Here is a 23,714-nt window from a genome sequence, read left to right on the forward strand (position 1 = left end):
CGGGTCGGGCGTCTTCGCGAGGCGCGGCGCAAGGATCAGGTCTCGCGGTCCGCACCGGTCACTGCGACCGCCAGCGCGGCCTGCATCACTTGCCGCGAGACCGCCTGCGCGGCCTGCACGAATGGCAGCGCCCCCCGCGAAAAGCGGAGGGCGCGTCGCGCGTCACATAGCATTTCCACGCGCCACCTCCAAGGGGGGGCGCGCGCAGGGCGCGAATCGCGCGCTCGCCAAAGGGGCGCCGGTCCCGGAGGCGGACGCCCCCCGGCCCTACTTGCAGCGGTTCTGGGCCGAGGTCATCGCATCGGTGAAGCCCAGCAGCGAGAAACGGTCGATCGTCGTGGTCCCGCGCGCCGAGACGCCGGTCATCACGATCGCCGCCCCCGCCTTCATCGCCGAGAGGATCTCGCCGTCGTCGTTGGGATAGGTCCAGGCGTTCTCGCCCTCGGTGAACAGCTCGAACTCGCGCGAGCCGATCTCCGCGGTCACGGTCGATCCGTCGCGGAACGGATAGCCCGCAACCATCGCGATCTCGCTGTCGACGCCCTGGCGGGGCCGCACGGCCACGGTCAGGTAGATGTCGCCGCGCTGGACCTGCACCGGCTTGCCGGCGCGTTTGGCCACCGAGCTCTGCGGCTGGGTCACGATCCAGCACACCGGCCCGCCGGCGTCTGCGGTGAACACCGACCAGTCGCGGAACGCCTCGACCCGATTGGTGGATTGCTGCGCGGTCGCCTGGGCAGGCGCCCCCTGGACCGCCGCCAGGGCCAGCGCCGCCGCAGCCAGCCGCGCACCGATGCGCTTGATGCCCGCGCGTTTCGCCTCAGCCTTCATGCTCGCCTCGATTCGCCTGCAATCGTCGTTCTTCCTGCCCCGCCGGCGAGCCCTTGTCGCGACGTCGCGGAGCGGCCGCGTCGCGGTCGTCCCCAAGGCGTCGCCGACGGGCTCGTCCGTCGGTTCGCGCGCCGGTCTTTCCTGCCGACGCGTTGCGGCCTAATCTAGACGCAAATCGGGCGACGGCGCCACCCCGCCGCGCTCGGGCCCGCATCACGACCCCGCGTCGCCGCACGCGGGTCTTTCGCGAACCGCCCGCGCGCCTTGCCCGCGTCGGGCCGCCCCAGAGGGACCCTGCCCACGTCCATGCCGCACGACCCGCGCCAAGACCCGCCCGACGACCGCCCCGGCGGAGCGGGACGGACGGCGCCGTCGGGCGCCGCTACGGAACACCCCTCGCCCCTCGCCCGGGACGGCGACGAGGGCCCCTCCGACGCCGAGCTGCTGGCGCGCCTGGCCGCCGCCGACGACCGCGCCGCCTTCGCCGAGCTTTTCGCCCGCTACGCCGGGCGGATCCGCGCCTTCCTGCTGCGCGGGGGCGCCCATGGCGACGTGGTCGAGGAGGCGACGCAGGACGTCTTCGTCTCGGTCTGGCGGCGGGCTTCGACCTACGATCCCGCGAAGGCCGGCGTCTCGACCTGGATCTACGCCATCGCGCGCAACCGGCGCATCGACCTGATCCGCCGCCAGACCCGCCCCGCGCCCGACCCCAACGATCCCCTGTTCCAGCCCGACGCGCCCGAGGATCCCGCCCGCGCCGCCGCCACCGCCGACCGCGACGCCCGCGTGCGCGACGCCCTGGCCGGGCTCGGCAAGGAACAGCTTGAAGCGGTGCGCCTGACCTTCTACGCGGGGCTCACCCAGGCCGAGATCGCCCAGGCGACCGGGGCGCCGCTGGGGACGGTGAAGTCCCGCCTGCGCCTCGCCTTCGCGCGGCTGCGCGAGGCGCTGGGCGAGGACTTCTCGGTGGAGCTGAACGATGACTGATCCCGCCCCCGTCGGCCCTGCGGCCCCCCTGGTCGACCCCTCCGCGCCCGGATTTTCCGAGGTGCTGGTCGAGGCGATCCGCGGCGACCTTCTCGAAAGCGTCCACCGCGGCGCGATCGCGATCTGCACGCCCTCGGGCGAGGTCGTGCAGGCCTGGGGCGATCCGGAGCGGGTGATCTACCCGCGCTCCTCGTGCAAGATGCTCCAGGCCCTGCCGCTGGTCGAGAGCGGGGCGGCGGCGGACGCGGGCCTGCGGTCCGAGCAGCTGGCGCTCGCCTGCGCCTCGCACAACGGGGCCGCGATCCACTCGACCCGCGTCGCCGCCTGGCTCGAGGGGCTGGGCCTGTCGGAGGCCGACCTGCGCTGCGGCCCGCAGGAGCCCGCCGACCTGCCCGCGCGCGACGATCTGATTCGCGCCTGCGCCTGCCCTGACCAGACCCACAACAACTGCTCGGGCAAGCATGCGGGGTTCCTGACCCTGAACCGTCGCCTGGGCGGCGGGGCGGAGTATGTCGAGGTCGACCACCCCGTGCAGCGCGCCGCCCGCGAGGCGATGGCCGAGATGACCGGGGACCCGGATCTGGGCTACGGAATCGACGGCTGCTCGGCCCCCAATTTCGCAACCACGCTGAGGGGCTTTGCGACCTCGATGGCGCGCATGGCCCGGCCTGCGGGCCTGGGCCCCGCGCGCGAGGCCGCCGCCCGCGCCCTGGTCGAGGCGATGATGGCCCACCCCGAGCTGGTGGCGGGCGAGGGCCGCGCCTGCACCGGCATGATGCGCGCCATGGCCGGGCGCGCCGCGATCAAGACCGGGGCCGAGGGCGTGTTCGGCGCGATCCTGCCGGGCCTCGGCCTGGGCGTGGCGCTCAAGATCGACGACGGCGGGACGCGGGCCTCGGAATGCGCGATGGCCGCGATCCTGGTGCGCCTGGGCGTCGCCGAGGCGGGCCATCCCGAGGTCGCCTCGCGCCTCAATCCGCCCCAGAGCAACCGCCGCGGCCTGCGGGTCGGAGAGGTGCGCCCCGCCGCCGCCCTGGGCTGAGCCCGCCTTGCCGCAGCGTTGCCCCGCGGCGGGCCGGTTGGGAATTTGATAACCATCATCGTGGGTTGGCGGACGCGTTCGTCAACTTCGCCTTCACTCCCGCCGGGCTATCCCCCTCCTCGGTGGAGTGGACATGGCCGGATCGGAACCCCGGCCAGATGATGGGAGCAGCAAGATGAACATGGTGACTCGACTGGCCCCGCGTCGGACCGATGCGGCCCTGGACCTCGAGGCTCTGAAGGCGCTCGAGGATGCGCTCGGCCCCGATGAGTGCGCCGAGCTGGTGGACGATGGCCTGCTGGAGGCGACCGATCGCCTGGTGGCCATCGAGCGCGCGCTGGAGGAAGAATCCTGGAGCCGGCTCGGACGCCTGGCCCGTGAACTGGCGCTGATCGCGCCGCGCATCGGCCTGACCTCGCTGGCTCTGCAGGCCGAGGCGCTGGAGGATTGCTGCCAGTGCCTGGACCGCACCGCGGCCCACGCGGTCGGCCAGCGCCTTCTGCGCTGCGGCGAGGCCGCCTTGTCGGCCAGCCTGCTGCGCCCGGCCGGCTGACCCCCGGCCCCCGGACGAGCCGAGACCTGACCGTGGCGCGCCGACCCTGTCGGCGCGCCCGTCGCCGTTGGGAAGACCTCGGGGGCCTTCGAAGCGTCCTCGGGCGTCGCCGCGCGCCCCGGGTTCGTCGGAACGGGGCCCGTCCCTGCGCCTGACCGCCGCCGCCCGTGTCCCGGGAGGGAGCGGCGCGACCCCGTTGCGCCCGGGACCCGCCGCAGGCCCGCGCCGCGTTGCCGCGTCAGGGCCCGGGACCAGCGGCGCTCGGGATCGGCCGAGGGCCGGCTCGGCGGGCCGGACACGGCGTTGCGGGCGGCGAACCAGCGCTCTGCCGCGATGATTCGGAGCCCGGGACGAGCGGGGCCCGGGCTCGGCCGCGGGACCAGTCCGGACGGTCGGGGAAGGTCTTGCCGGCGTCGGAGCGCCCGCCCGCCTGCGCACGCGCAGGGGGCGGGCGGACGTCCGGGCCCGGCCGTGGCCTACTCGGCGGCCTGGGCGAGGGTTTCGTGGTGGCGGGCCAGCGCCGCGTCGGGATCGGCGAGCAGCTTCTTCACCCCGCGCGCGGCCTGGCGGATGCGCTGCTCGTTCTCGACGAGGCCCAGCCGCACGTAGCCCTCGCCATACTCGCCAAAGCCGATGCCCGGAGCGACGGCGACCGCGGCCTCCCGCAACAGGATCTTGGAGAAGGCCATCGAGCCCAGCGCGCGGAACGGTTCGGGCACCGGCGCCCAGGCGAACATGGTCGCGGGGGGCGAGGGGATCTCCCACCCCGCGCGGGTCATGGCGTCGACCAGCACGTCGCGGCGCCCCTTGTAGAGGGCGCGGATCTCTCCGATGCAGTCCTGCGGGCCGTTCAGCGCCGCGGCGGCGGCCACCTGCACCGGGGTGAAGGCGCCGTAGTCGAGGTAGCTCTTGATCCGCGACAGCGCGCCGATCAGCCGGGCGTTGCCGACCGCGAAACCCATGCGCCAGCCGGGCATCGAGTAGGTCTTGGACAGCGAGGTGAACTCCACCGCGATGTCGCGCGCGCCGGGGACCTGCAGGATCGAGGGCGGCGGCGCGTCGTCGAAGTAGATCTCGGCATAGGCGAGATCGGACAGCAGCCAGATGTCGTGGCGCCTGGCCAGCCGCACCAGCTCGACGTAGAAATCGAGGTCGCAGACCTGCGCGGTGGGGTTGGAGGGGAAGTTCACCACCAGCGCGGTCGGCGCGGGCACGGTGTGGATGCAGGCGTTCTCGACGTCGCGCAGGTATTGTTCGGGGTTGAAGCGCCCGCCCGCCACGGGGATGTGGCGCAGCGCCCCGCCCGCGATGATGAAGCCGTAGGGATGGATCGGGTAGGACGGCGAGGGCGTCAGCACCACGTCGCCCGGCGCCGTGATCGCCATGGCGAGGTTGGCGAGCCCCTCCTTCGAGCCGAGCGTCGCCACCACCTCGGTCTCGGGGTCGAGCGTCACGCCGAAGCGGCGCTGGTAGTAGGCCGCCTGCGCCCGGCGCAGGCCGGGAATGCCCTTCGAGGCGGAATAGCGGTGGGTGCGCGGGCGCTTCACCGTCTCGACCAGCTTGTCGACGATATGGGCGGGCGTGTCCTGGTCGGGATTGCCCATACCGAAGTCGATGATGTCCATCCCATCTGCGCGGCAGGCGGCCTTCAGCCGGTTCACCTCGGCGAACACGTAGGGCGGAAGGCGCTTGATGCGGTGGAACTCGTCCGAGGGTCTGGGCATGGGCGGGGTCTCTGGTCGCGGCTGTCCGGGGGTTTCCTTCCCCGACGTTCTTCCGCGTCGGGTGGGGCGTTATAGGCGCGAACGGCGGCGGAATGAAGGGCGTATCGCGGCGCGACACGAGCGGCGAACGCGGCGCCCCCGCGCCGCGCCGCCGGTGCGCCTGCGGCCCCCTCGGGCCGGCGGCGCCGGCCCGCGAGGCGCGCCCGCCGATCCCGCCCGCCGGTCCGCCCTCAGGGCGCGCCAAGACCCGCCAGGTAGTGCGCCAGGCTGCGGTCAGGGCGCTGGGGGAAGACCTCGGCCAGCGTCTCCATCCGCTCGATCCGGTCGAAGCGGAAGTTGCGGTAGTCCTGCCGCGTCTCGCACCAGGCCATCAGCGTCCAGCGCCCGGTCCAGGCGATCAGGCCCAGCGGCCAGACGGTGCGCGAGGACGGCTCGCCGGACGCGTCGCGATAGTCGAGGCGCAGCTTCCGGCGGGCCTCGCAGGCCTCGCGGATCGCCTGGTGACGCGCGCGCATGGCGGCGTCCGAGGGGATCACCGGCGCGCGATAGGGCAGCGCGTCGGCCTCGGCCAGCAGGCGGTCGTCGAGGATGGCGCGGATCTTGGCCTCGGCCGAACGGGCGGCGGCGGCGAGCGCGGGGTCGGTGAAGGCCTGCGCCAGGCGGCCGCCGACCAGCAGGGCCATGACCTCGGCGCGGCTGAACATCAGCGGCGGCAGGTCGAAGTCGGGCGAGAGGCGATAGCCCACCCCCGCCTCGCCCGCGATCGGCACGCCCTGGGCCTGCAGGTCGGCGATGTCGCGGTAGACGGTGCGCAGGCTGACCTCCAGCGCCTCGGCCAGCGCCCGCCCGGTGACCGCCAGCCGGCGGCCGCGCAGCAGGGTGACCAGCTCGAACAGGCGGTCAGCGCGGCGCATGGGCGGATCGCGGTCCGGGGGCGTGAGGGCGCGGCAGGCGCCGACGCACGGCCTCCGGGCCGGGCGCAAGACCGCTCCGGCCGGCCCGCGCGCCGAGGCGGGGGGCGGTGGTCATGACGGGGGCTCCCTTCCGGGCTGGAGGCTGGCGTGACGCTCATCACGTGACGTCTGGCACGCCGCCGCTGTCAACCTCCTGTCAGCAGACTGGCGGCGGCCGGCCGGGACCGGCGCCGCGAGGCTCGCCGCCGGCGCCGCGGCGCCCCCAAGGGCGCCCAGGCCGGCCACGCGCCGGGGCGGACCGCGAGACGGCAGGCGCGGCCGCCTTGCACCTGGCGCGACATGCAAAGGGCGCGCCCCCGGCCCGCCGCCGGCACGGACGACGGCCCGCGACGCTCCCGAGGCCAGCTACCGGGCCCCGCCCGCAACCCGCGCCACCTCCGCCCGCCGCGGCGAGCCGACGGCCTGCAACCCGCGCAGGCCGTCGCGCCGCGGCCCGGCCGAGGCCGGCTCAGGCGCGGCGGATCAGCGTGCCCGCGCCGTGCGAGGTGAACAGCTCCAGCAGGCAGGCGTGCGGCGCGCGGCCGTCGAGGATCACCACCGCGTCCACCCCCGCCTCGATCGCATCCAGCGCCGTGCGGCACTTGGGGATCATCCCCCCCGAGATCACGCCCGAGGCGATCAGCGATTCGGCCCGATCCTGGGTGATGTCGGTCATCACCTCCCCGTCCTCGCCCTTCACGCCGGCCACGTCGGTCAGCAGCAGCAGCCGCTCGGCCTTCAGCGCCCCCGCGATCGCCCCCGCGGCGGTGTCGCCGTTGACGTTGAAGGTCTCGCCCGCGCGCCCCACGCCCACCGGCGCGATCACGGGGATGTAGTCCGAGGCGATGAAGGTCTCGAGCAGCCCGGGGTTCACCTCCACCGGCGTGCCGACGAAGCCCAGGTCCAGCACCTTCTCGATGTTGGACTCCGGGTCGCGGGTCTTCTTGAGCGTCTTTTCGCAGATCATCAGGTCGGCGTCCTTGCCCGACAGGCCCACGGCCTTGCCGCCCTGGCGGTTCAGCGCGGTGACGATCGCCTTGTTGATGCGGCCGGCGAGCACCATCTCGACCACCTCGACGGTGGCCTCGTCGGTGACGCGCAGCCCGTCGACGAATTCCGAGCGGATCGCGAGCCGCTTGAGCATCTCCTCGATCTGCGGACCGCCGCCGTGCACGATGATCGGATGCACGTTGCACTGCTTCATCAGCACGATGTCGCGCGCGAACCGCTCCAGCGCCGCGGCGTCGCCCATGGCATGGCCGCCGAACTTCACCACCACGCGCGCCCCGTCGTATCGCTGCAGGAAGGGCAGCGCGTCCGAGAGGGTGCGGGCGGTGGCGATCCAGTCGCGTTTCATCGGCAGTCTCCCAAGCAGCGCCCGCGGCGAGACAGGCCTGCCGGGCGACCGGCAAGGTTCCTAACCCCAAGCGCCCCGCGGGGGAAGGGGCCTGCGCCGCTCGCGTCCCGCGAAATCGCCCGAGGGGGGGCATCCGCGGCCGGTCGAGGCCCGCGCCTTGGCGGAGATCGCGGCCCTCCTCCAGGCCCGGCCCCGCGGTCGGCGCTCGGTCGGCGCTCGGTCGGCGCTCGGACGCGCGCGTCATGGACCGGCCTGACGTCGCTGCCCTATACCCGCGCCTCGCGCCGCCGCGCCCATTGCCGGCGACCGATTGTCCCGCGGCCGGCCTCACGACCCCGAATGCCAGCATTAAGTTTCATCTATTCCAGCACCTTGAGCGTGGCGGCCCGTCCTGCGGTATGAAATTCGCTCCCCCCCGCCAGACCCTCTGGCGCCCATGCGTCAGCCGCCTCGCCCGGCGCCGCCAGTCCCGCGAAAAACCGTTTCGTGCGCAAGGGGTTGGCCTCGCTCCCGGCGGCCCCGCCCGGAGCGCTTCGGGTCGGCTCTGGCGCTCTTTCGTCCAGGGGTTCACGCGAATGCAAACCAGCCTTCGCCCCGACAGCCGATGACGGAAGCGCTTCAGGCCCCTAAGTTGTCCGGCGTTGGGGGGACCCTCTGTGCAGGCGCCCCGTGCGCCGGGAGAGAGTCTTGAAACGCATTGTCGAGAGAGACCTGCAGGTTGACGAGACGCCGGTTCTGACGCCGTCCGAAAACATGCGGGGAGTGGCGGTCCAGGGCGCCGACGGGCGCAGCCTGGGGCACGTCGACCACGTCGTCATCGACAAGCGCGCCGGCCGGCTGGCCTATGTGGTTCTGGCCTATGGCGGCGTGCTGGGCATTGGCGAGCGGCTGCACCCGCTGCCGTTCGACGCCCTCGCCTACGACCGGTCGATCGACGGATACCGCGCGATGGTGACCCGCGACGATATCGAGGGCGCGCCGCATTCCCTGGCCGACGAGCGCCGCTGGTCGGATCCCGAGTGGCGACGCAAGATAGATTCGCACTTCGCGATCCCGGGCGGTCTTCGCTGCGACGCCTAGGCGCCTGAGCGCCGGGGAGCCTGAAAACCGGGCGCTTTAGCCCGGTCCTCAGGCGCCTGCCCCGAAGATCCCGGACCCGCTGCGGAACGGGGCCGGGCGCGGCGCGGTCCGTCTTCCCTCCGTTGGCGCGGCCGCGTCGCCTGCGCCCTGGCGCGCCCCTTCGGGCGGTCGCGCCGGGGCGTCTTGCGTGCGTCCGCCGTGTCGCCGGGTACGAACGCGGCGCTCGTCCCGCGCCGATCCCGGACCGCCGCCGCGCGCCCCCTGCCAAGCGTCCGGCAGCGCAATTCCATCGCCGCGTTCCGGTCTCTAGAGCTCCAGCAGCCCCGCCACCGCGGCGCGCACCCGCTCCAGCCCCGTGTGTTTCTGGGAGGAGGTCGTCAGGATCTCCGGATAGGCCGCGGCGTGCCGGGCGAGATCGCCCTTCAGCGCCTCGGCCACCTTGTCCACCGCCCCCGCGGCCGGCTTGTCGGCCTTGGTCAGCACAGCCTGGAACGGCACGGCCGAGCGGTCGAGCAGGTCCATGATCTCGTGATCGACCGACTTCGCCCCGTGGCGCCCGTCGATCAGCAGGAACACGCGGCGCAGCGTCGGCCGCCCGGCCAGATACCCGCGCAAGGTGGCCTGCCACTGCTCGACCAGCTTCACCGGCGCATCGGCGTAGCCATAGCCCGGCAGATCGACCAGCCGCAGCCGGTCGCCCATCGTGAAGAAGTTCAGCGCCTGCGTGCGCCCGGGCGTGTTCGAGGCCCGCGCCATGCTCTTGCGCCCGGTCAACGCGTTGATCAGAGAGGATTTGCCCACGTTCGAGCGTCCGGCGAAGCAGACCTCGATCCGGTCGGCCGGCGGCAGGTGGTGCAGTTCCGGGGCCGAGAGCAGGAAGTCGACCGGTCCCGCGAACAGCAGCCGACCGGCCTCGGCCAGTTCGGGGTCGGGATCAGGGTCGACGACAAAGGGCGTGCCGCTCATGCCGCGGCCTCCGGGATCGTGACGAGGTCGCCCTGCGCGACGTCTCCCCCTTCGATCACCTCGGCAAAGACGCCGAAGTTCTCCGCCTGACCCAGGCCGGTCAGCAGCGCCAGCATGTCGAGATCCCGCTTGCCGGTCTCGGGATCGGCATGGGTGGCCGAGCAGCGGCCGATCGGCTCGGTCACCCGCAGCAGGCAGGCGCCCAGGCGGATCTCGCGGCCGATCCAGGAGGTCTCCTCCCAGGGCGCCAGCCCCTCGATCCACAGGTTTCCGCGAAAGCGCCGCCGATCCATCGGCCGGCCCGCAGCCTCGGCGACCGCGGCAAGCGAGGCGTCCGAAAGGACCGAGAGCCACTGCGCGGGCTGGTCGGTCATCCCGCGGCCCGGCGCATGGGCGAGCCTCGCCGGGCGCGGGGCGCCGGCGGGGATCAGCGCATCGGCCCAGGCGACGAAGGCGGCCTCGCCCTCGGGCGTGGCGGGGTCGACGGTCAGGGGCGGGAGGTCGGGGTGGCGGAAGGTGATCTCCCCGCCTCCCTCGAGAACGGCCTCGCCCTCTGCCGTCACCGCCATCAGCGAGGGGAACGTCGCCCCGCGCAGGAAGGTCGAGCACCGCGCCCAGGCGGGCGCGTCGAAGTCGAAGCGCGACTTCTCGTGGGCGAGCGCCCAGACACGGTCGCCCGGCAGGGTCCGCCCGGCCTCCAGCGCGACGCGCGCCAGCGCCTCGCTGCCCAGGGCCTTCACCGGGTGGCGATGGATCGCGCTGATCCGGGGCATGTCGCCTCGTCTCCTGTGATGAGGGCGGCCAGGGCGGGCGACCGTGGCGCGCAGCGCCGCGGAGTCCCGTCCGGCCGCCCGGATGGGGTCGGGGTCCGAGCATGGCGCGCCGCGCCGCCCGCGTCATCCCCCGGGATTGGAAACGGCCGCGCGCCGGAAGGGGCGCGCGGCCGCGGTCATGTCTCGCCGTCCGGCGCGCGGCCCGGGCCGCGCGCGTCAGCCTTCGGCCTTCTTCTTCCGCTTGAACGACCGTTTCACATTGCCCAGCACGTCCACGTCCACGCCCTGCGTGCGCATGATGATGTACTGCTGGGTGAAGGTGATGATGTTGTTGGCCACCCAGTAGATCACGAGGCCGGCCGCGAAGCTGCCCAGCATGAACATGAACACCCAGGGCATCCAGGCGAAGATCATCGCCTGGGTCTTGTCCGTGGGCATCGGGTTCAGCTTCTGCTGCAGCCACATGGTGATGCCCAGCAGGATCGGGAACACGCCGATCGAGACGATCCCCAGCATGGACGAGTGGTCCGGCGCCGCCCAGGGCAGCGCCCCGAAGAGGTTCATCCAACTGGTGGGATCCGGCGCCGAGAGGTCGTGGATCCACAGCATGAACGGCGCGTGGCGCATCTCGAGCGTCACGAACAGCACCTTGTAGAGCGAGAAGAAGATCGGGATCTGCAGCACGATCGGCAGGCAGCCCGCGGCGGGATTGGCTTTCTCCCGCTTGTAGAGGGCCATCATCTCCTGCTGCATCTTCACGCGGTCGTCGCCCACGCGCTCCTTGATCTTCTCCATCTCCGGCTGGAGCTTCTTCATCTTCGACATGCTGACATACGACTTGTAGGCCAGCGGGAAGAGGACGAGCTTCACGCAGAAGGTCATGGCGATGATCGACCAGCCCATGTTGCCGATCAAGCCTTCGAAGAACAGCAGCATCTGGGCAAAGGGCTTGGTCAGGAAGAAGAACCAGCCCCAGTCGATGGCGTCGACGAAGCGCGGGATTCCCGCCGCCTCGTAGGCCTCGATGGTCTTGAGCTCCTTGGCGCCGGCGAACAGCTGGGTCGCCACCGCCGCGGTGGCGCCGGGCGCGACCGCCTGCACGGGCAGGCGCATCTCGGTGCGGTACTCGGCCCCGTCGGGGCGGGCGACATACTTGAAGACCGCGTCGAAGGGCTGGCCCGTGGGGGCGATCAGCGTGGTCATCCAGTACTTGTCGGTGAAGCCCAGCCAGCCCGCATTGCTCACCGGCACCACCTGCTGGCGCACGCCGGGGCCGCCGGAGCCCTCGAGGTCCTCCATGTCGCCATAGTCGAGCTCGTTGAGCACGCCGTCGAACTTGCCCAGCGCCCCCTCGTGGAGGATGTAGAAGTTCACCGTCTCCGGCTCGCCCCGCCGCACGACATAGGCGTAGGGCGCAAGGCTGACCGCGGCCTCGGTGGTGTTCTCGACGCTCTGCTCGATCGAGAACATGTAGTTGTCGTCGAGCGAGATGGTGCGGCGGAAGATCATCCCCTCGCCGTTGTCCCAGGCCAGCGTCACCGGCGCCGAGGAGGTCAGGACATCGCCCTTCTCCAGCGTCCACTCGGTGTTCGGGCCGGGGGTGGCGACCGGCGTCTCGGCGGTCGGCAGCCAGCCGTAGACGGCCAGGAACGGATGCGGCGTGCCCAGCGGCGCCAGCAGCGTCACGTTGGGCGAGTCGTCGTCCAGCGTCTCGCGGTAGTCGTCGAGCGTCAGCTCGTCGATCCGACCGCCGCGCAGCGAGATCGAGCCGGTGACCCGGTCGCTGTCGATGGTCACCCGCGGGGTGTCGGCGGCCTGCGCCTCGGGCCCGGTTCCGCCCGAAGGCGCCGCCCCCGTGGCGCCGCCGCCCGCAGGCGCGCCGCCCTCGGTCGACGAGACCTGGGCCGTCGGCTCCTGGGGCTGCTCGACCGGCTGGGGCGGGAACAGCACGAACCAGACTGCGACCACAACGAAGCTCAGCACCGCGGCGATGAGCATGTTTTTCTGTTCGTTCATCCAGCGCTCCCGGACGCGCAACTCGGAGGGTCGGCCGCCTTGAACCTGCCACAGAGGACGAGGTCAAGGCGTTTCGGGGACGCGCCTGGGCGCCCTGATCCCGTCCGCGGCGCCCACGCCGTGCGCAGGCGCCTGCAGGGCCGCTCCCGCGACCTGCGCGGGACGGGCGGTCAATGGCGCCCCCGGCCCGCCGACGCAAGCCCTTGCGCCCCGCGCGCCTGCGCCCGGGCCCCGCATGCCCCTGACGGACGGCGGCGCGGGAGGGGCCTGCGGCGCGACGCCTCCCCCGCTCGCGGCGCCGTGATCTCACCCGAGGCGGCCTCCCCTTGCGACGCGGCGCGCCTTGACGTGGGCGCCTCGGCTCGCGAGACTCGGGGACGAACTGCGTCGCGCTCATGGGAGGGCGCGGCCGGAGGGAGCGAAGCGATGGGTCCCCGCCCCCAGCGCGGTCCGTGCCGCCCACGCCGCGAGGCCCGACGCCCGGGCGCGGCGCGCCCGGCCCGCCGCCGCCGCCCGCGCGACCCCGGTCCCGGGTCCGCCCCGCCGCTTCGCCAGTCAGGGAGCCGCGGCGCATGACCGCCGAGCTCGTCGCCGCCGCGCCGCCGCTCTACGAGCTTCGCCGATTCCGCGATCCCGACCAGCTCGCCCAGGTGGCCGCCGAACGCATCGCCGAGATCCTGCAGGCCGCCGTCGCCCGGCGCGGGCGCGCGGTCGCGGCCCTCTCGGGCGGGGCCACGCCCCAGCGCACCTACGCCCGGCTCGCGCGGCGGGATCTGGACTGGTCGCGGATCACCATGACGCTGGTCGAGGACCGCTGGGCGCCGCCCTCGGATCCCACCTCGACGCAGAACATCCTCGACCTGTGCCTGTTCATGGACAGCCGCGCACGCGGGGCGCGGTTCTCGCCCCTCTACACCGGCGACCCCACGCCCGAGGCGGGCCTGCCCGGGGCCGAGGCGCGGCTGCGCGCGCTGGGCCGGCCCTTCGACCTGGTGGTGCTGGGGCTCGGCCCGGACGGCCATGTCGCGGCCCTGTACCCGGGCGCCGAGGGGCTGGCCGAGGCGCTCGATCCCGACGGCGCGGCGCTGCTGGCCCCGATCCGGGCGCCGGGCCGCGGTGGGCCGCGCGTCACCCTGACGCTTTCGGCGATCCTGCAGGCGCGCCGCATCCTGCTATTGTTCTCGGGACCGGCCAAGTCGCGCGCCTTCGCCCGCGCGCTGCAGCCCGGACCGGTCGAGGAGATGCCGATCCGCGCCGTCCTGCGCCAGCGTCGAACGCCGGTCGAGGTCTTGTGCGCGCAAACCGACGGAGCCGATGTGACCACTCCCATCGACGCGGCCTGGAAGGCCGTAGAGACCGCCCGCGACCGCCTGGCCGGGCGCCGCATCGCCGACCTGTTCGCCGCCGACCCCGCGCGCTTCGAGACGCTTTCGGCGCGCCTGGACGACATGCTGTTCGACTATTCCAAGACCGGGCTCGACAAGGGCGCGGTCGAGGCGCTGACCGGTCTCGCGCGCGCCGCCGGGGTCGAGGCCCTGCGCGAGGCGATGTTCGCGGGCGAGCCGATCAACGCCACCGAAGGCCGCGCCGTCCTTCACGCCGCCCTGCGCGCCGCCCCCGGCGACTCCTTCGCCGCCGAGGGCGAGGACGTGATGCCCCAGGTGCTGGAAACCCGCGAGCGCTGCCTGGCCTTTGCCGAGGCCGTGCGCAGCGGCGCCTACGCCTCGGTCTCCGGCAAGCCCTTCACGGATGTGGTCAACATCGGCATCGGCGGCTCGGACCTCGGCCCGGTGATGGCGGTCGCGGCGCTGGCGCCGGCGCACGACGGGCCGCGGTGCCATTTCGTCTCCAACGTCGACGGGGCGCATGTGCGCGACGTGCTGGCGGGGCTGGACCCGGCCACGACGCTGGTGCTGATCGCCTCGAAGACCTTCACCACCATCGAGACGATGACCAACGCCCACACGGCGAAAGCCTGGATGGAGGGGGCGCTGGGCGATCGCGCGGGGGCGCATTTCGCCGCCCTCTCGACCGCCCTCGACAAGGTCGAGGCGTTCGGCATCGACCAGAGCCGCGTCTTCGGCTTCTGGGACTGGGTCGGCGGGCGCTACTCGGTCTGGTCGGCGATCGGGCTCAGCCTGATGATCGCCATCGGCCGCGACGACTTCGAGGAGTTCCTGCGCGGCGCGCGCGTCATGGACGCCCATTTCCGTCAGGCGCCGCTGAGCGAGAACCTGCCCGTCCTGCACGCCCTGGTCGGGGTCTGGCACCGCGACGCGCTGGGCCTGCCCAGCCGTGCGGTGATCCCCTACGACCAGCGGCTGGCGCGCCTGCCGGCCTATCTCCAGCAGCTCGACATGGAATCCAACGGCAAGACCGCGCGCCTTCGCGACGGGCTGGCCGGCGAGACCGGTCCCGTGGTCTGGGGCGAGCCCGGCACCAACGGCCAGCACGCCTTCTTCCAGCTGCTTCACCAGGGCACGACGGTGATCCCGGTCGAGTTCCTGGTCGCCGCCAACGGCTGGGAGCCGGACCTCGCCCACCACCACACCCTGCTGCTGGCCAACTGCCTCGCGCAGTCCGAGGCGCTGATGGCCGGCCGCTCGGAGGCCGAGGCGCACGAGATGATGATCGCCGAGGGCAAGCCCGAGGCCGAGGCCCGTCGCCTCGCCCCCCACCGCGCCTTCCCCGGCGACCGCCCCTCGACGACGCTGATGTATCGCCGGCTGGACCCGTTCACCCTGGGGCGGATCGTGGCGCTCTACGAGCATCGGGTGTTCGTCGAGGGCGCGATCTGGGGGGTGAACAGCTTCGACCAGTGGGGGGTCGAACTGGGCAAGACGCTCGCCAAGGCGCTCGAGCCGATGGTGACGGGCGAGACCCCGGCGACGGCCAAGGACGGCTCCACCGCCGGCCTGATCGCCGCCCTCCACGCCCTGCGCGAGGGCTGAGGCGCAGTCCCCGCGGCCGCTGCGTTCCCGACCTGGACGCCCCTGCCCGCCGGCGCCGCTCCGCGGCCTCGGCGCGCGCTCATCGGCCTTGTTCGAAGGGCTGCCTCCCTGCCCCTCCCTGTCCAGCCGGATGCCTCGCCCTCGGCTCAGACCCCGACGGCCTCGGCATCGCAGAGACCTTGCCGGGCCGCGAGCTTGGGCCGTCCGGGGCGCCGGACGTCATGCGGACGCGCGGGCGCGGGGGAGGCCCGGCGACGCGGCAACCGCGCCGGTCCCGGCCGGCCGCTCGGGCCGGGCGGGGCGGCGTCGGCCGTTCCCGCGGCGCGAGCTCAGGAGGGGCCGCGCAGGGCCGCCTCGATGCCCGCGATGTCGATCTTGCGCATCTCCATCATCGCGGCCTGCGCGCGGGCGGCTGCGGCGGGGTCGGGGTGCGAGAGCGACTCCATCAGCATCCGCGGGGTGATCTGCCAGCGGAACCCCCAGCGATCCTTGCACCAGCCGCACATGATCGCCTCGCCGCCATGGCCCACGATCGCGTCCCACAGACGGTCCGTCTCGGCCTGGTCCTCGGTGTACACCTGCAACGAGTAGGCGTCGTTGGGCTGCACCTGCGGGCCGGCGTTCAGCAGCGCATAGGGCAGGCCGAGCAGCGTCATCTCGACCACCTGAACCGCGCCCGCGGGCGCGTGGCTTGCGCCGTCGGGCACGCGGATGAGCGTCTCGACTCGCGAGTCAGGGAAGGTCGCAGCGTAGAACTCCGCCGCCGCCTCCGCCTCGGCGTCGAACCACAGGAACACGGCGGCCTTGCGTTTCGTCATGGCCTTTCTCCTCAAGGGGGCGCGGTCGGGCGACCCGGTCGGCGATCCCGCCGCCGGCCATTCCGGCAGGCTTGCAATCGACACGTGAGACGTCACGGGCGACAGCGTCAACCGGGCATCGACGGGGTTATGATCGCCCCCATGGCGCGCCTCGGCATGATCGCCGCGGACACACCCGGGACACGCGCCGGAGCCGGCGCGTTCAGAGGAGAGGCAAGACATGCCTGAACGTGTGGGAGAGGGTGGTGCCGGTGATAGGACTCGAACCTACGACCCCATCATTACGAATGACGTGCTCTACCAGCTGAGCTACACCGGCAACCGGGCGCCGATCTAGCCGAGGCGCCGGGGCTTGGCAAGCCTCGCGGCGCCCCGGCGGACGCAACGTCGCCCCCTTCCCGCAACGGAAACCGGATGCGGGCGCGGAGCGGAGGGCGCCCGGTCCCTTCCCGGAACGGCGGCGAGATCGGGAGACGAGGCGGATAGCCTGCGGGCACACCCCCCGCGGCGCTCGGCAAGGCTCTGGTGTCGAAACCCTTTCTGCCCCTTCGCCGGCGCAGGTCAGCCGCCGCCGCAGGGCGGGAGGCAGGACCGCGAGGCGGGCGGAACCGCGCGGTCCGCTCGGCCGGGAATATCCGGGGGGCGGCGGGGCGCTGGGGGTCGGGCAGGCCGGACCAGGCGGGCCGGACGGGCAGGCCCGGGCTCCGAAGCGGCAAGCCCCGCGGCCGGGGGCCGCGGGGCTTGCTTGATCCTGCAGGCTGCGGCCGCGCTCAGGCCGCGGGGGCGCCCTTCTCGGGGGCGGCGGGGGCCGGCTCCGCCTGACCCTCCACCGCGTCCTCGGCGGCTTCGGGGATGTCCCGCTCGGCGGCGGCGCGGCCCTCGAGGCTGGCCAGGATCACCGGCAGCAGCGCCTGCTGGGCGGCCGAGGTCTCGCCGGCGCCCGAGGGCTGCTTCCAGGACAGGGAATCGACCGCCCGACACTCCTCGCAGACCGGGGTCCAGGCCTCATGGACGTGGCCGCAGGCGTCGCAGGTCCAGGCCTCGCCGCGGGGCGCCGAGAGGGCCTTGGCGAGCCAGGCGCGCACCACATGGTCGTCGGCGCCCGAGCCGCGCTCGACGGCGGCCATGATCGCCAGGCTGCGGGTGGTGGGTCGGGTGTCGGTCAGATTGCCCAGCGCGCGACGGGCGCCGGGGAAGTCCTCGTCGGCAAGCGCCAGCTCGGCCTCGAGCATCTGCGACTCGGGGTGGTCGGGGTTCTCGGCGGTCAGACCCTTGAAGCGGCGACGACGAGCCTCGGGGCTTTCGTCAGGGACGAGGGCCGCGAAAGCGCCGGCGATCTCGGGGTGGGGCGAGGTTTTCCAGGCCTGCCGGAGGACCCGCTCGGCCTTCGAGACCTGCTTCTGCGCCGCCAGCGCGCGGGCGGCGGCCACCGCGGCGGGGGCCAGCGCCGGCGAGCGGCGGTTGGCCTCCAGCGCGGCGTCCTGAGCGCGGGCGTGATCGCCCTGGGCTTCGGCGACGCGCGCCTCGGCCAGCGCCAGCACGGCATCGCGACGGGCGCCGACCTCACGCGGGAGGGCGCCGGCGCGCACCTCGGCGGCGAGCGTGCGGCGGGCGGCGGCCCAGTCCTCGGCCCCGGTCTGCAGGTCGAACAGGCGCGTCATCACGCCCGCGTCGCGCGGGCGCAGGGCGAAGGCGCGCTCGGCCAGCTTCTGGGCCTTGGCGGTCTCGCCCCGCTCCATCGCCTGATCGAGCAGGCCGCGCACGCCGATCGCCTGGGTGCGCTTGGTCCGCGCGAGCGCCTTGAAATAGACCTCGGCCCGGTCCTCCTGCCCCGCGGCGCGGGCGGCCTGGGCGGCGAGCAGTTCAGCCAGTTCCGGACGGTCGAGCAGCTTGCCCGCCCGCTCGGCCTTGGCCAGGGCCCGGCGGGGGTCGCCCTCGGCCATGGCGATCATGCCGCCCTCGAGCGCCTCGAGCCCCCGACGGGTGCGCGAGCGGCCGAAGAAGCGGCTGACCGCGGTCTCGTCGCCCGAGAGGAACCGCGCGCAGGCCAGCAGCAGCCCGATCAGCTTCCACAGCAGCCACAGCGCCAGGACCGTCCCGAGGAAGATCGCCACGAAGGTCAGCGGATCGAACGAATAGGCGCGCCCGTCCCAGACGATCTCGATCCCGCCGGGCGTGTCCAGAAGCACGCCGATCCCGTAGGCGACGGCCGCGGCCAGCGCCACGAACAGGCCCGCGCGCACCAGAAGCCAGATCATCCCGTGCATCCTTCTCTCTTGCGTCCGGTCGCGCCGGACGAGTTCGCGGCGCGCCGCCCCCCGCGCCGCGAGCCCGAGGGCGCGGCGGACCGGGGGCGGCGCGATTTTTTCAGTTCGCGCCCAGCAGCTCGGCGCGCCAGGACTCGGCGGCGTTGATCGCCGACAGACGGGCGCGGGCGCGCTCGGTCCACGGGCCCATCGCCTGCGAGGCGGCCGGCGGCAGACCCTCGAGCGCCTCAAGCGCCTGGGCGAGCTCGCCCTCGCGCAGGGCGGCGGCCGCGGCGCCCAGCTGGGCGTCCAGGCCCTCGCCCTCGACCCGGTCGACCGGCACGCCCTGCAGGCGGGCGCGGAAGGCGGCCAGCGCCTGGCTGGCGAAGGCGTCGCCGGCCTCGTCGGCGGCCTGGGCCTCCATCGCGTCATGGGCGATCGCGATGAAGCTCTCGCGCAGGTCGGTCATCCGGGCGACGCCGGCGTCGGCGGGGCCGGCCAGCGGCTCGGGCGCGGGGCCGAACTCGGACAGGGAGGCGAGCGGACCGGCGTAGGGGCGGCCCTCGTCGAGCGCCACGCTCATTTCCGCAAAGGCCGCGTTGACCTGCGCGCGGCGCTGGGCGTCGGCGGCCTGGGTCTGGGCGTTCTCCGCCGCGGTCTCGGCGGCCGAGGCGCGCTCGTCGAAGCGGGCTTCGGCCTCGTCGAGGCGGGCGGCGAGCTGGTCGACCCGGCCGGAGACCGACCCGAGCTCGGCGCGCAGCGCGTCGGTGGCCGCGGCGAAGCCCGACAGGCGCTCCGCCGCCTCGGGGGGAAGGTCGCCCGCGTCCTCGCCGAGATTGGACAGGCTGCCCGAAAGCGAATCCAGCTGCGCGCGCAGGTTCGACTGCGCGGCGGCCAGGTCCTCGACCTGCTGGCCGAGCCCGCCGTCGCCGCCCGCGGCGCCGCCAAGCCCCTCGATCCGGCTTTCCAGCTCGGCCACGCGGGCCTCGAGACCGGAGGCGTCGCCCCCGGCAGCCTCGTCCAGACGCGCCTCCAGCGCGGCGTTGCGCGTGACGTTGGCCTCCTCGATCTGGGCGCGCAGAGCGGTCAGCTCGGCCTGCGTCACCACGCCGGGGGCCTGCACGGCCTCGGCGATCGGGGCGGGCAGCCAGGGGGCGACCCGCGGCAGGGCCCACAGCGCGATGGCCGCGCCCACCAGCAGGATCACCAGCGCCTGCAGGGCGCGGGCGGCGAGGCTCGAGCGGGCCTGCTCGTCATGATCGTCGTGGAACGGGTCGTCCTCGACCCGCAAGTCGCGGTCGAGATCCCCATCCCGGGCGTCGTCCCGGGCGTCGTAGTCGGCGCCGCTGTCGAGGCCGGCGGCAAGCTCGTCAGGCCGGTCCTCGGGCCAGGTCGAGCCGTCGCCGTGAGGAAAATCCTCGTCGGGGCGGTCAGAATCCGGCCGCTCGGCGTCCTGGGCCTCGCGCAGTTCGGCGCTGGCGATGGGGTCGAGGCCCGCCTCCTCGGCGGTCTCGCGGCGCGGCTCGGGGCCGGCGACGCTCTCGGGCTCGACGCCGGGCCGAGCGGCCGCGGCTTCGATCTCCTCGGCGGTCATCGGCTCGGTCGTCGCGGTGGGCGGGGGGCCGTCGGGGTCGGGCTCCGAAACGGTCGGCTCGACCGTCGCGGCGTCCTCGATCTCGTCCGGGCGCAGGGGCGCGCCGGAGGGATCGACGGACGGGGTCTCCGTCTCCGTCGCCGCCTCCGTCGTGCCGTCGGGGAGGGTCTTCCCCTTGGCGGGCGTCTGATCGGGGTCCGTCTTGTCGCTCATCTCGCCGTCCTGATCTCCCGTGCCGGGGACCGAAGCCCCCCCGGGACGTTATGGGATGCGCCGGCCACAGAACAACAGCGGCAGGTGCGGCGAACCGCGCGAAGGGCTCCGCGGAGGGGGCCGGCGCGGTCGTGCGTCAGGGCTCTCGCCCCGCGTCGTCGGCCGCCGCGGCCTTGTCCTGCGGCGCGGCGCGGGGGGCGCGGCGGGCGGATCGGGCGACCTCGCCCATGGCCGCGCGCATCGCCTTGCGGGTCGGCGCCCCGGCGACGCGGACGCGGGCGAAGCCGAGGTCCGAGAGCCCCTCGGCCGCCGCGAGGCTGATCGCGACGGCCACGGTGCGGCGCAGATCGTGGCCCGGGCCCAGCAGGCGCGCAAGGATCCCGCCCGATCGCGGCGAGAAAACCGGGATCATCTTGACCTGCCCCGCGGCCAGCGCCGCGTCCGCCTCGGGCGGCAGCGCGTCGGCTGCGGCCATGGCGTAGACCACCACCTGGCGCGCGCGGATCCCGGCCGCGGCCAGCGCGTCGGCGAGCGCGTCGCCGCCGTGCCGCCCGCAGAGATGCACGACCTCGGCGCCCGCGGGGGCGTGGCCGGAGATCAGGGCGGCCAGCGCGGCCGCGTCGCCGTCCGAGGCCCGCACATCGGCGAATCCGGCGGCGCGGGCGGCCTCGGCCGTCGCCTCGCCGACGCAGAAGCAGGGCAGCGCGCGCAGGGCCTGCCCGCCGGGCGCGCCGGCGGGCGGCGCGGCGCGGGCGCCGCTGGCCGAGGTCAGCGCCACGCCCCAGGCGCCGGCGGGATCGGCCACGGCCTCGAGCGCCTCGAACCGCATCAGGGGGGCGGGCAGCGTGCGCCAGCCCGCGGCCTGAAGCTGTTCGGCGAGGCGCCCGCCCGAGGGTTCGGGCCGGGTCACCAGCGCCAGGGGGGCCAGCGACAGGGTCGCGCCCGGCGAGGCGGGGGCCTGCGAGCCCGAGGACTTCCGCTCGGAAGCCGTCTCGCGGGTGGCCATCTCGTGGGGGGCCATCTCGTGGGGGGCCTGCGCCGCGCTCATTCGAAGAAGCCCGGGCCGCCGCGGCCGCGCAGCTCCGCGGCCGCGTCCGCGCCCATGGCGGCGGCGTCGCAGACGGGGCCCTCGCGCTCGGTCGCGTGGCGGACCGAGCCGTCGGGGCGGATGATCTCCCCGCGCAGCCGCAGGCGGTCGCCGGGCAGCAGCTCGGCCAGCCCGCCGATCGGCGTGCGGCAGGAGCCGTCGAGCCCGGCGAGGAACGCCCGCTCGGCCAGCATCGTCTGGCGGGTGTCGGCGTGGTCGATGGCGCCCAGCAGGGCGGTGACGGCGGCGTCGTCCGTGCGCTGCTCGATGCCGATGGCGCCCTGGGCGACAGCGGGGAGCATGGTTTCGGGCGCGATGGCGCGGGCGGCGTGTTCGTCCATCCCCAGCCGGCGCAGGCCGGCGCAGGCGAGGAAGGTGGCCGCGGCCACCCCGTCGGCCAGTTTGCGCAGCCGGGTCTGCACGTTGCCGCGGAACTCCACCACCTGCAGGTCCGGGCGGCGGTGCAGCGCCTGCGCCCGGCGGCGCAGCGACGAGGACCCCAGCACCGCGCCCCGCGGCAGGTCGTCGAGCCCCGCGAACTCGAGGCTGATGAAGGCGTCGCGCACATCCTCGCGCGGGAGGTAGCAGGTCAGCGCCAGCCCCTCGGGCTGCTCGACCGGCATGTCCTTCATCGAGTGGACGGCGAGGTCGATCTCGCCGGAGGTCAGCGCCTCCTCGATCTCCTTGGTGAACAGGCCCTTGCCGCCGATCTCGGACAGGGCGCGGTCCTGCACCCGGTCGCCGGTGGTCTTGATCGGCACGATCTCGAAAGCCTCCCGCGGCAGGCCGTGGGCGGCCGCGAGACGCTCGCGCGTCTCCTCGGCCTGGGCGACGGCCAGGGGGGAGCCTCGGGTGCCAAGGCGGAGCGGACGGTCGGGGCTGAAGCTGCGCTCGGTCATGCTGGGGGACTTAGCGCCCGGCGCGGGCGCTGTCACGGGCCTCCATCGCCGCCATCAGCTCATGGAAGCGGGCGAGGAAGCGCTCGCGCGCCTCGCGGGGGGAGAGCGGGGTCAAGCGGAAGCCCTCGGCGCCGGGGAATTTCGGGTGGCCGAAGAACCTGTCGGCCTCGAGCGTCGAGAACCCGGCAAGCTGCGTCGCCTCGAACCAGGCGCAGGCCCGGTCGGCGCGCTTGATCGCGGCCTTCACGCCCTTGGGCGTCTCGGCGGGCAGGCCGAAGCGGACGTGGACGGCCCGCTCGAGCCGCGCCTCGAAGGCCTTGTAGTCGATCCCGAGCGCCGCCTTGAAGGGCGAGATCATGTCGCCGATGACGTATTCGGGCGCGTCGTGCAGCAGCGCCAGCAGCCGGTCGCGGGGCTTGGGGGCGGCGACCAGCCGGCCGAAGATCTCCTCGACCAGCAGCGAATGCTCGGCCACCGAGAAGGCCCAGTCGCCCAGCGTCTGCCCGTTCCAGCGGGCGACGAAGGCGAGGCCGTGGGCGATGTCCTCGATCTCCACGTCCAGCGGCGCGGGGTCGAGAAGATCGAGCCGCCGACCCGACAACATGCGTTGCCAGGCGCGGGGGGGCGTGCCGGACATGGAACCTCCGAAGACGGCGGGAAGGCGAGGGGCGCGAGGCTTAGGGCGCCGCGGCCGCTCCGTCGAGGGGGGCCGCCGCGGCACGCCGCACGGCCTGCCCGTCCGCGCCCCGTCAACCCGAAATTAATATCGGGCCAGCATAGCCGACGCGCCGGCGCCGACAATACCGCAGGGCGTTTCGTTGCGATGCAGCGTCGGCGCTGCTAACGATCCAGTCCAGCAGACACCGACCCTCCCGGCGGCGGCCAACGCGGGCCGCGCCGATCCCCGCGCAGGAGAGACGCATGACCGACTACATCGTCAAGGACATCAGCCAGGCCGATTACGGCCGCATCGAGCTCGATATCGCCGAGACCGAGATGCCCGGCCTGATGGCCCTGCGCGAGGAGTTCGGCGACTCCAAGCCGCTCAAGGGCGCGCGCATCGCGGGCTCGCTGCACATGACCATCCAGACGGCCGTGCTGATCGAGACGCTGGCCGCGCTGGGCGCCGAGATCCGCTGGGCCTCGTGCAACATCTTCTCGACCCAGGACCACGCCGCGGCCGCCATCGCCAAGGCCGGGATCCCCGTCTTCGCCGTCAAGGGCGAGACGCTGGAGGAATACTGGGACTACGCCGACCGGATCTTCCAGTTCCCCGAGGGGGGCTGCAACATGATCCTCGACGACGGCGGCGACGCGACGATGTACATCCTCATCGGCGCCCGCGTCGAAGAGGGCGAGACCGACCTGATCGAGACGCCCCAGTCGGAGGAGGAGGAATACCTCTTCGCCCAGATCAAGAAGCGCCTGAAGGAAAGCCCCGGCTGGTTCGTCAAGCAGCGCGGCATGATCAAGGGCGTCTCGGAGGAGACCACGACCGGCGTGCATCGCCTGTATCAGCTGATGGAGAAGGGCCGCCTGCCCTTCCCGGCGATCAACGTCAACGACTCGGTCACCAAGTCGAAGTTCGACAACAAGTACGGCTGCAAGGAATCGCTGGTCGACG

General features: G+C 73.7%; 19 protein-coding genes, 1 tRNA gene and 1 pseudogene. 7 read left to right on the plus strand and 14 right to left on the minus strand.

Going from position 1 to position 23,714, the window contains the following annotated elements:
• Positions 1-267: 267 nt before the first annotated feature.
• Positions 268-831 (minus strand): invasion associated locus B family protein, encoded by a 564-nt coding sequence (locus AAC134_RS12005; RefSeq protein WP_339949326.1) that lies wholly within the window; start codon positions 829-831, stop codon positions 268-270.
• Positions 832-1,137: 306 nt separating this feature from the next.
• Between AAC134_RS12005 and AAC134_RS12010 the strand changes: the two genes are divergently transcribed.
• The 3 genes from AAC134_RS12010 to AAC134_RS12020 all read left to right on the plus strand — a co-directional run bounded on the left by AAC134_RS12010 (position 1,138) and on the right by AAC134_RS12020 (position 3,413).
• Entirely contained in the window at positions 1,138-1,818 is a 681-nt protein-coding gene (locus AAC134_RS12010; protein WP_339949327.1) for a sigma-70 family RNA polymerase sigma factor, read from the plus strand.
• Positions 1,811-2,860 (plus strand): asparaginase, encoded by a 1,050-nt coding sequence (locus AAC134_RS12015; RefSeq protein WP_339949328.1) that lies wholly within the window; start codon positions 1,811-1,813, stop codon positions 2,858-2,860. The genes AAC134_RS12010 and AAC134_RS12015 overlap by 8 nt, the downstream gene beginning before the upstream one ends.
• 175 nt (positions 2,861-3,035) lie before the next feature.
• Positions 3,036-3,413, plus strand: a complete 378-nt coding sequence (locus AAC134_RS12020; RefSeq protein WP_339949329.1) for a hypothetical protein — start codon at positions 3,036-3,038, stop codon at positions 3,411-3,413.
• 476 nt (positions 3,414-3,889) lie between these two features.
• Here the strand turns inward: AAC134_RS12020 and AAC134_RS12025 are convergent, their stop codons facing one another.
• The 3 genes from AAC134_RS12025 to argB form a co-directional block, all read right to left on the minus strand.
• Positions 3,890-5,137, minus strand: coding sequence for an LL-diaminopimelate aminotransferase (locus tag AAC134_RS12025; protein ID WP_339949330.1), 1,248 nt, complete (start codon positions 5,135-5,137; stop codon positions 3,890-3,892).
• 230 nt (positions 5,138-5,367) lie between these two features.
• A complete protein-coding gene (locus tag AAC134_RS12030) occupies positions 5,368-6,051 on the minus strand; it encodes a YafY family protein (RefSeq protein WP_339949331.1) in 684 nt (227 codons plus the stop codon).
• Between the two features lie 508 nt (positions 6,052-6,559).
• Positions 6,560-7,447 carry an acetylglutamate kinase gene (gene argB / locus AAC134_RS12035; RefSeq protein ID WP_339949332.1) on the minus strand — a complete coding sequence of 296 codons (888 nt, stop codon included), beginning with the start codon at positions 7,445-7,447 and terminating at the stop codon, positions 6,560-6,562.
• Between the two features lie 687 nt (positions 7,448-8,134).
• Between argB and AAC134_RS12040 the strand changes: the two genes are divergently transcribed.
• Positions 8,135-8,527: a PRC-barrel domain-containing protein gene (locus tag AAC134_RS12040; RefSeq protein ID WP_339949333.1), complete on the plus strand. Its 393-nt coding sequence runs from the start codon at positions 8,135-8,137 to the stop codon at positions 8,525-8,527.
• Positions 8,528-8,833: 306 nt separating this feature from the next.
• On the opposite strand, the gene yihA is transcribed toward AAC134_RS12040, so the two are convergent.
• From yihA to yidC, 3 genes are all read right to left on the minus strand, one after another.
• The gene (gene yihA, locus AAC134_RS12045) at positions 8,834-9,493 is read right to left on the minus strand and encodes a ribosome biogenesis GTP-binding protein YihA/YsxC (RefSeq protein ID WP_339949334.1); all 660 of its coding nucleotides are present in this window, start codon (positions 9,491-9,493) and stop codon (positions 8,834-8,836) included.
• Positions 9,490-10,266, minus strand: a complete 777-nt coding sequence (locus AAC134_RS12050; RefSeq protein ID WP_339949335.1) for an MOSC domain-containing protein — start codon at positions 10,264-10,266, stop codon at positions 9,490-9,492. Before AAC134_RS12050 ends, yihA begins: the two co-directional genes overlap by 4 nt.
• Positions 10,267-10,482: 216 nt before the next feature.
• Entirely contained in the window at positions 10,483-12,282 is a 1,800-nt protein-coding gene (yidC, locus tag AAC134_RS12055; RefSeq protein WP_339949336.1) for a membrane protein insertase YidC, read from the minus strand.
• 572 nt (positions 12,283-12,854) lie between these two features.
• Between yidC and pgl the strand changes: the two are divergent.
• Together pgl and pgi are read left to right on the plus strand one after the other, a co-directional pair.
• A pseudogene (pgl, locus tag AAC134_RS12060) lies at positions 12,855-13,556 on the plus strand (6-phosphogluconolactonase); the annotation flags it as partial.
• A 54-nt stretch (positions 13,557-13,610) separates the two neighbouring features.
• Entirely contained in the window at positions 13,611-15,233 is a 1,623-nt protein-coding gene (gene pgi / locus AAC134_RS12065; RefSeq protein ID WP_339949345.1) for a glucose-6-phosphate isomerase, read from the plus strand.
• Between the two features lie 329 nt (positions 15,234-15,562).
• On the opposite strand, the gene AAC134_RS12070 is transcribed toward pgi, so the two are convergent.
• The 7 genes from AAC134_RS12070 to AAC134_RS12100 form a co-directional block, all read right to left on the minus strand.
• Entirely contained in the window at positions 15,563-16,051 is a 489-nt protein-coding gene (locus AAC134_RS12070) for a VOC family protein (protein WP_339949337.1), read from the minus strand.
• Between the two features lie 243 nt (positions 16,052-16,294).
• A tRNA-Thr gene (locus AAC134_RS12075) sits at positions 16,295-16,370 on the minus strand.
• Between the two features lie 451 nt (positions 16,371-16,821).
• Positions 16,822-18,318 (minus strand): heme biosynthesis HemY N-terminal domain-containing protein, encoded by a 1,497-nt coding sequence (locus AAC134_RS12080; RefSeq protein WP_339949338.1) that lies wholly within the window; start codon positions 18,316-18,318, stop codon positions 16,822-16,824.
• Positions 18,319-18,418: 100 nt separating this feature from the next.
• Positions 18,419-20,104: a hypothetical protein gene (locus tag AAC134_RS12085; protein WP_339949339.1), complete on the minus strand. Its 1,686-nt coding sequence runs from the start codon at positions 20,102-20,104 to the stop codon at positions 18,419-18,421.
• 136 nt (positions 20,105-20,240) lie between these two features.
• Complete coding sequence (locus tag AAC134_RS12090; RefSeq protein ID WP_339949340.1) at positions 20,241-21,152, minus strand: uroporphyrinogen-III synthase; 912 nt, start codon at positions 21,150-21,152, stop codon at positions 20,241-20,243.
• Positions 21,149-22,090: a hydroxymethylbilane synthase gene (gene hemC, locus AAC134_RS12095; protein ID WP_339949341.1), complete on the minus strand. Its 942-nt coding sequence runs from the start codon at positions 22,088-22,090 to the stop codon at positions 21,149-21,151. The genes AAC134_RS12090 and hemC overlap by 4 nt, the downstream gene beginning before the upstream one ends.
• Before the next feature lie 10 nt (positions 22,091-22,100).
• Positions 22,101-22,727, minus strand: a complete 627-nt coding sequence (locus AAC134_RS12100; RefSeq protein ID WP_339949342.1) for an HD family hydrolase — start codon at positions 22,725-22,727, stop codon at positions 22,101-22,103.
• Positions 22,728-23,011: 284 nt separating this feature from the next.
• Between AAC134_RS12100 and AAC134_RS12105 the strand changes: the two genes are divergently transcribed.
• Positions 23,012-23,714, plus strand: a 703-nt coding sequence (locus AAC134_RS12105) for an adenosylhomocysteinase (protein WP_339949343.1), incomplete at its 3' end; no start/stop codon positions are given.

Origin of the sequence: uncultured Albimonas sp. (genome assembly GCF_963977235.1) — a bacterium.
GTDB lineage: Bacteria > Pseudomonadota > Alphaproteobacteria > Rhodobacterales > Rhodobacteraceae > Albimonas.

Bases quoted from the DNA above. Each gene is read 5' to 3' on its own strand.
- AAC134_RS12005 (WP_339949326.1), bottom strand. From the start codon at position 831: ATGAAGGCTGAGGCGAAACGCGCGGGCATCAAGCGCATCGGTGCGCGG.
- AAC134_RS12010 (WP_339949327.1), top strand. From the start codon at position 1,138: ATGCCGCACGACCCGCGCCAAGACCCGCCCGACGACCGCCCCGGCGGA.
- AAC134_RS12015 (WP_339949328.1), top strand. From the start codon at position 1,811: ATGACTGATCCCGCCCCCGTCGGCCCTGCGGCCCCCCTGGTCGACCCC.
- AAC134_RS12020 (WP_339949329.1), top strand. From the start codon at position 3,036: ATGAACATGGTGACTCGACTGGCCCCGCGTCGGACCGATGCGGCCCTG.
- AAC134_RS12025 (WP_339949330.1), bottom strand. From the start codon at position 5,137: ATGCCCAGACCCTCGGACGAGTTCCACCGCATCAAGCGCCTTCCGCCC.
- AAC134_RS12030 (WP_339949331.1), bottom strand. From the start codon at position 6,051: ATGCGCCGCGCTGACCGCCTGTTCGAGCTGGTCACCCTGCTGCGCGGC.
- argB (WP_339949332.1), bottom strand. From the start codon at position 7,447: ATGAAACGCGACTGGATCGCCACCGCCCGCACCCTCTCGGACGCGCTG.
- yihA (WP_339949334.1), bottom strand. From the start codon at position 9,493: ATGAGCGGCACGCCCTTTGTCGTCGACCCTGATCCCGACCCCGAACTG.
- AAC134_RS12050 (WP_339949335.1), bottom strand. From the start codon at position 10,266: ATGCCCCGGATCAGCGCGATCCATCGCCACCCGGTGAAGGCCCTGGGC.
- yidC (WP_339949336.1), bottom strand. From the start codon at position 12,282: ATGAACGAACAGAAAAACATGCTCATCGCCGCGGTGCTGAGCTTCGTT.
- AAC134_RS12070 (WP_339949337.1), bottom strand. From the start codon at position 16,051: ATGACGAAACGCAAGGCCGCCGTGTTCCTGTGGTTCGACGCCGAGGCG.
- AAC134_RS12080 (WP_339949338.1), bottom strand. From the start codon at position 18,318: ATGCACGGGATGATCTGGCTTCTGGTGCGCGCGGGCCTGTTCGTGGCG.
- AAC134_RS12085 (WP_339949339.1), bottom strand. From the start codon at position 20,104: ATGAGCGACAAGACGGACCCCGATCAGACGCCCGCCAAGGGGAAGACC.
- AAC134_RS12090 (WP_339949340.1), bottom strand. From the start codon at position 21,152: ATGAGCGCGGCGCAGGCCCCCCACGAGATGGCCCCCCACGAGATGGCC.
- hemC (WP_339949341.1), bottom strand. From the start codon at position 22,090: ATGACCGAGCGCAGCTTCAGCCCCGACCGTCCGCTCCGCCTTGGCACC.
- AAC134_RS12100 (WP_339949342.1), bottom strand. From the start codon at position 22,727: ATGTCCGGCACGCCCCCCCGCGCCTGGCAACGCATGTTGTCGGGTCGG.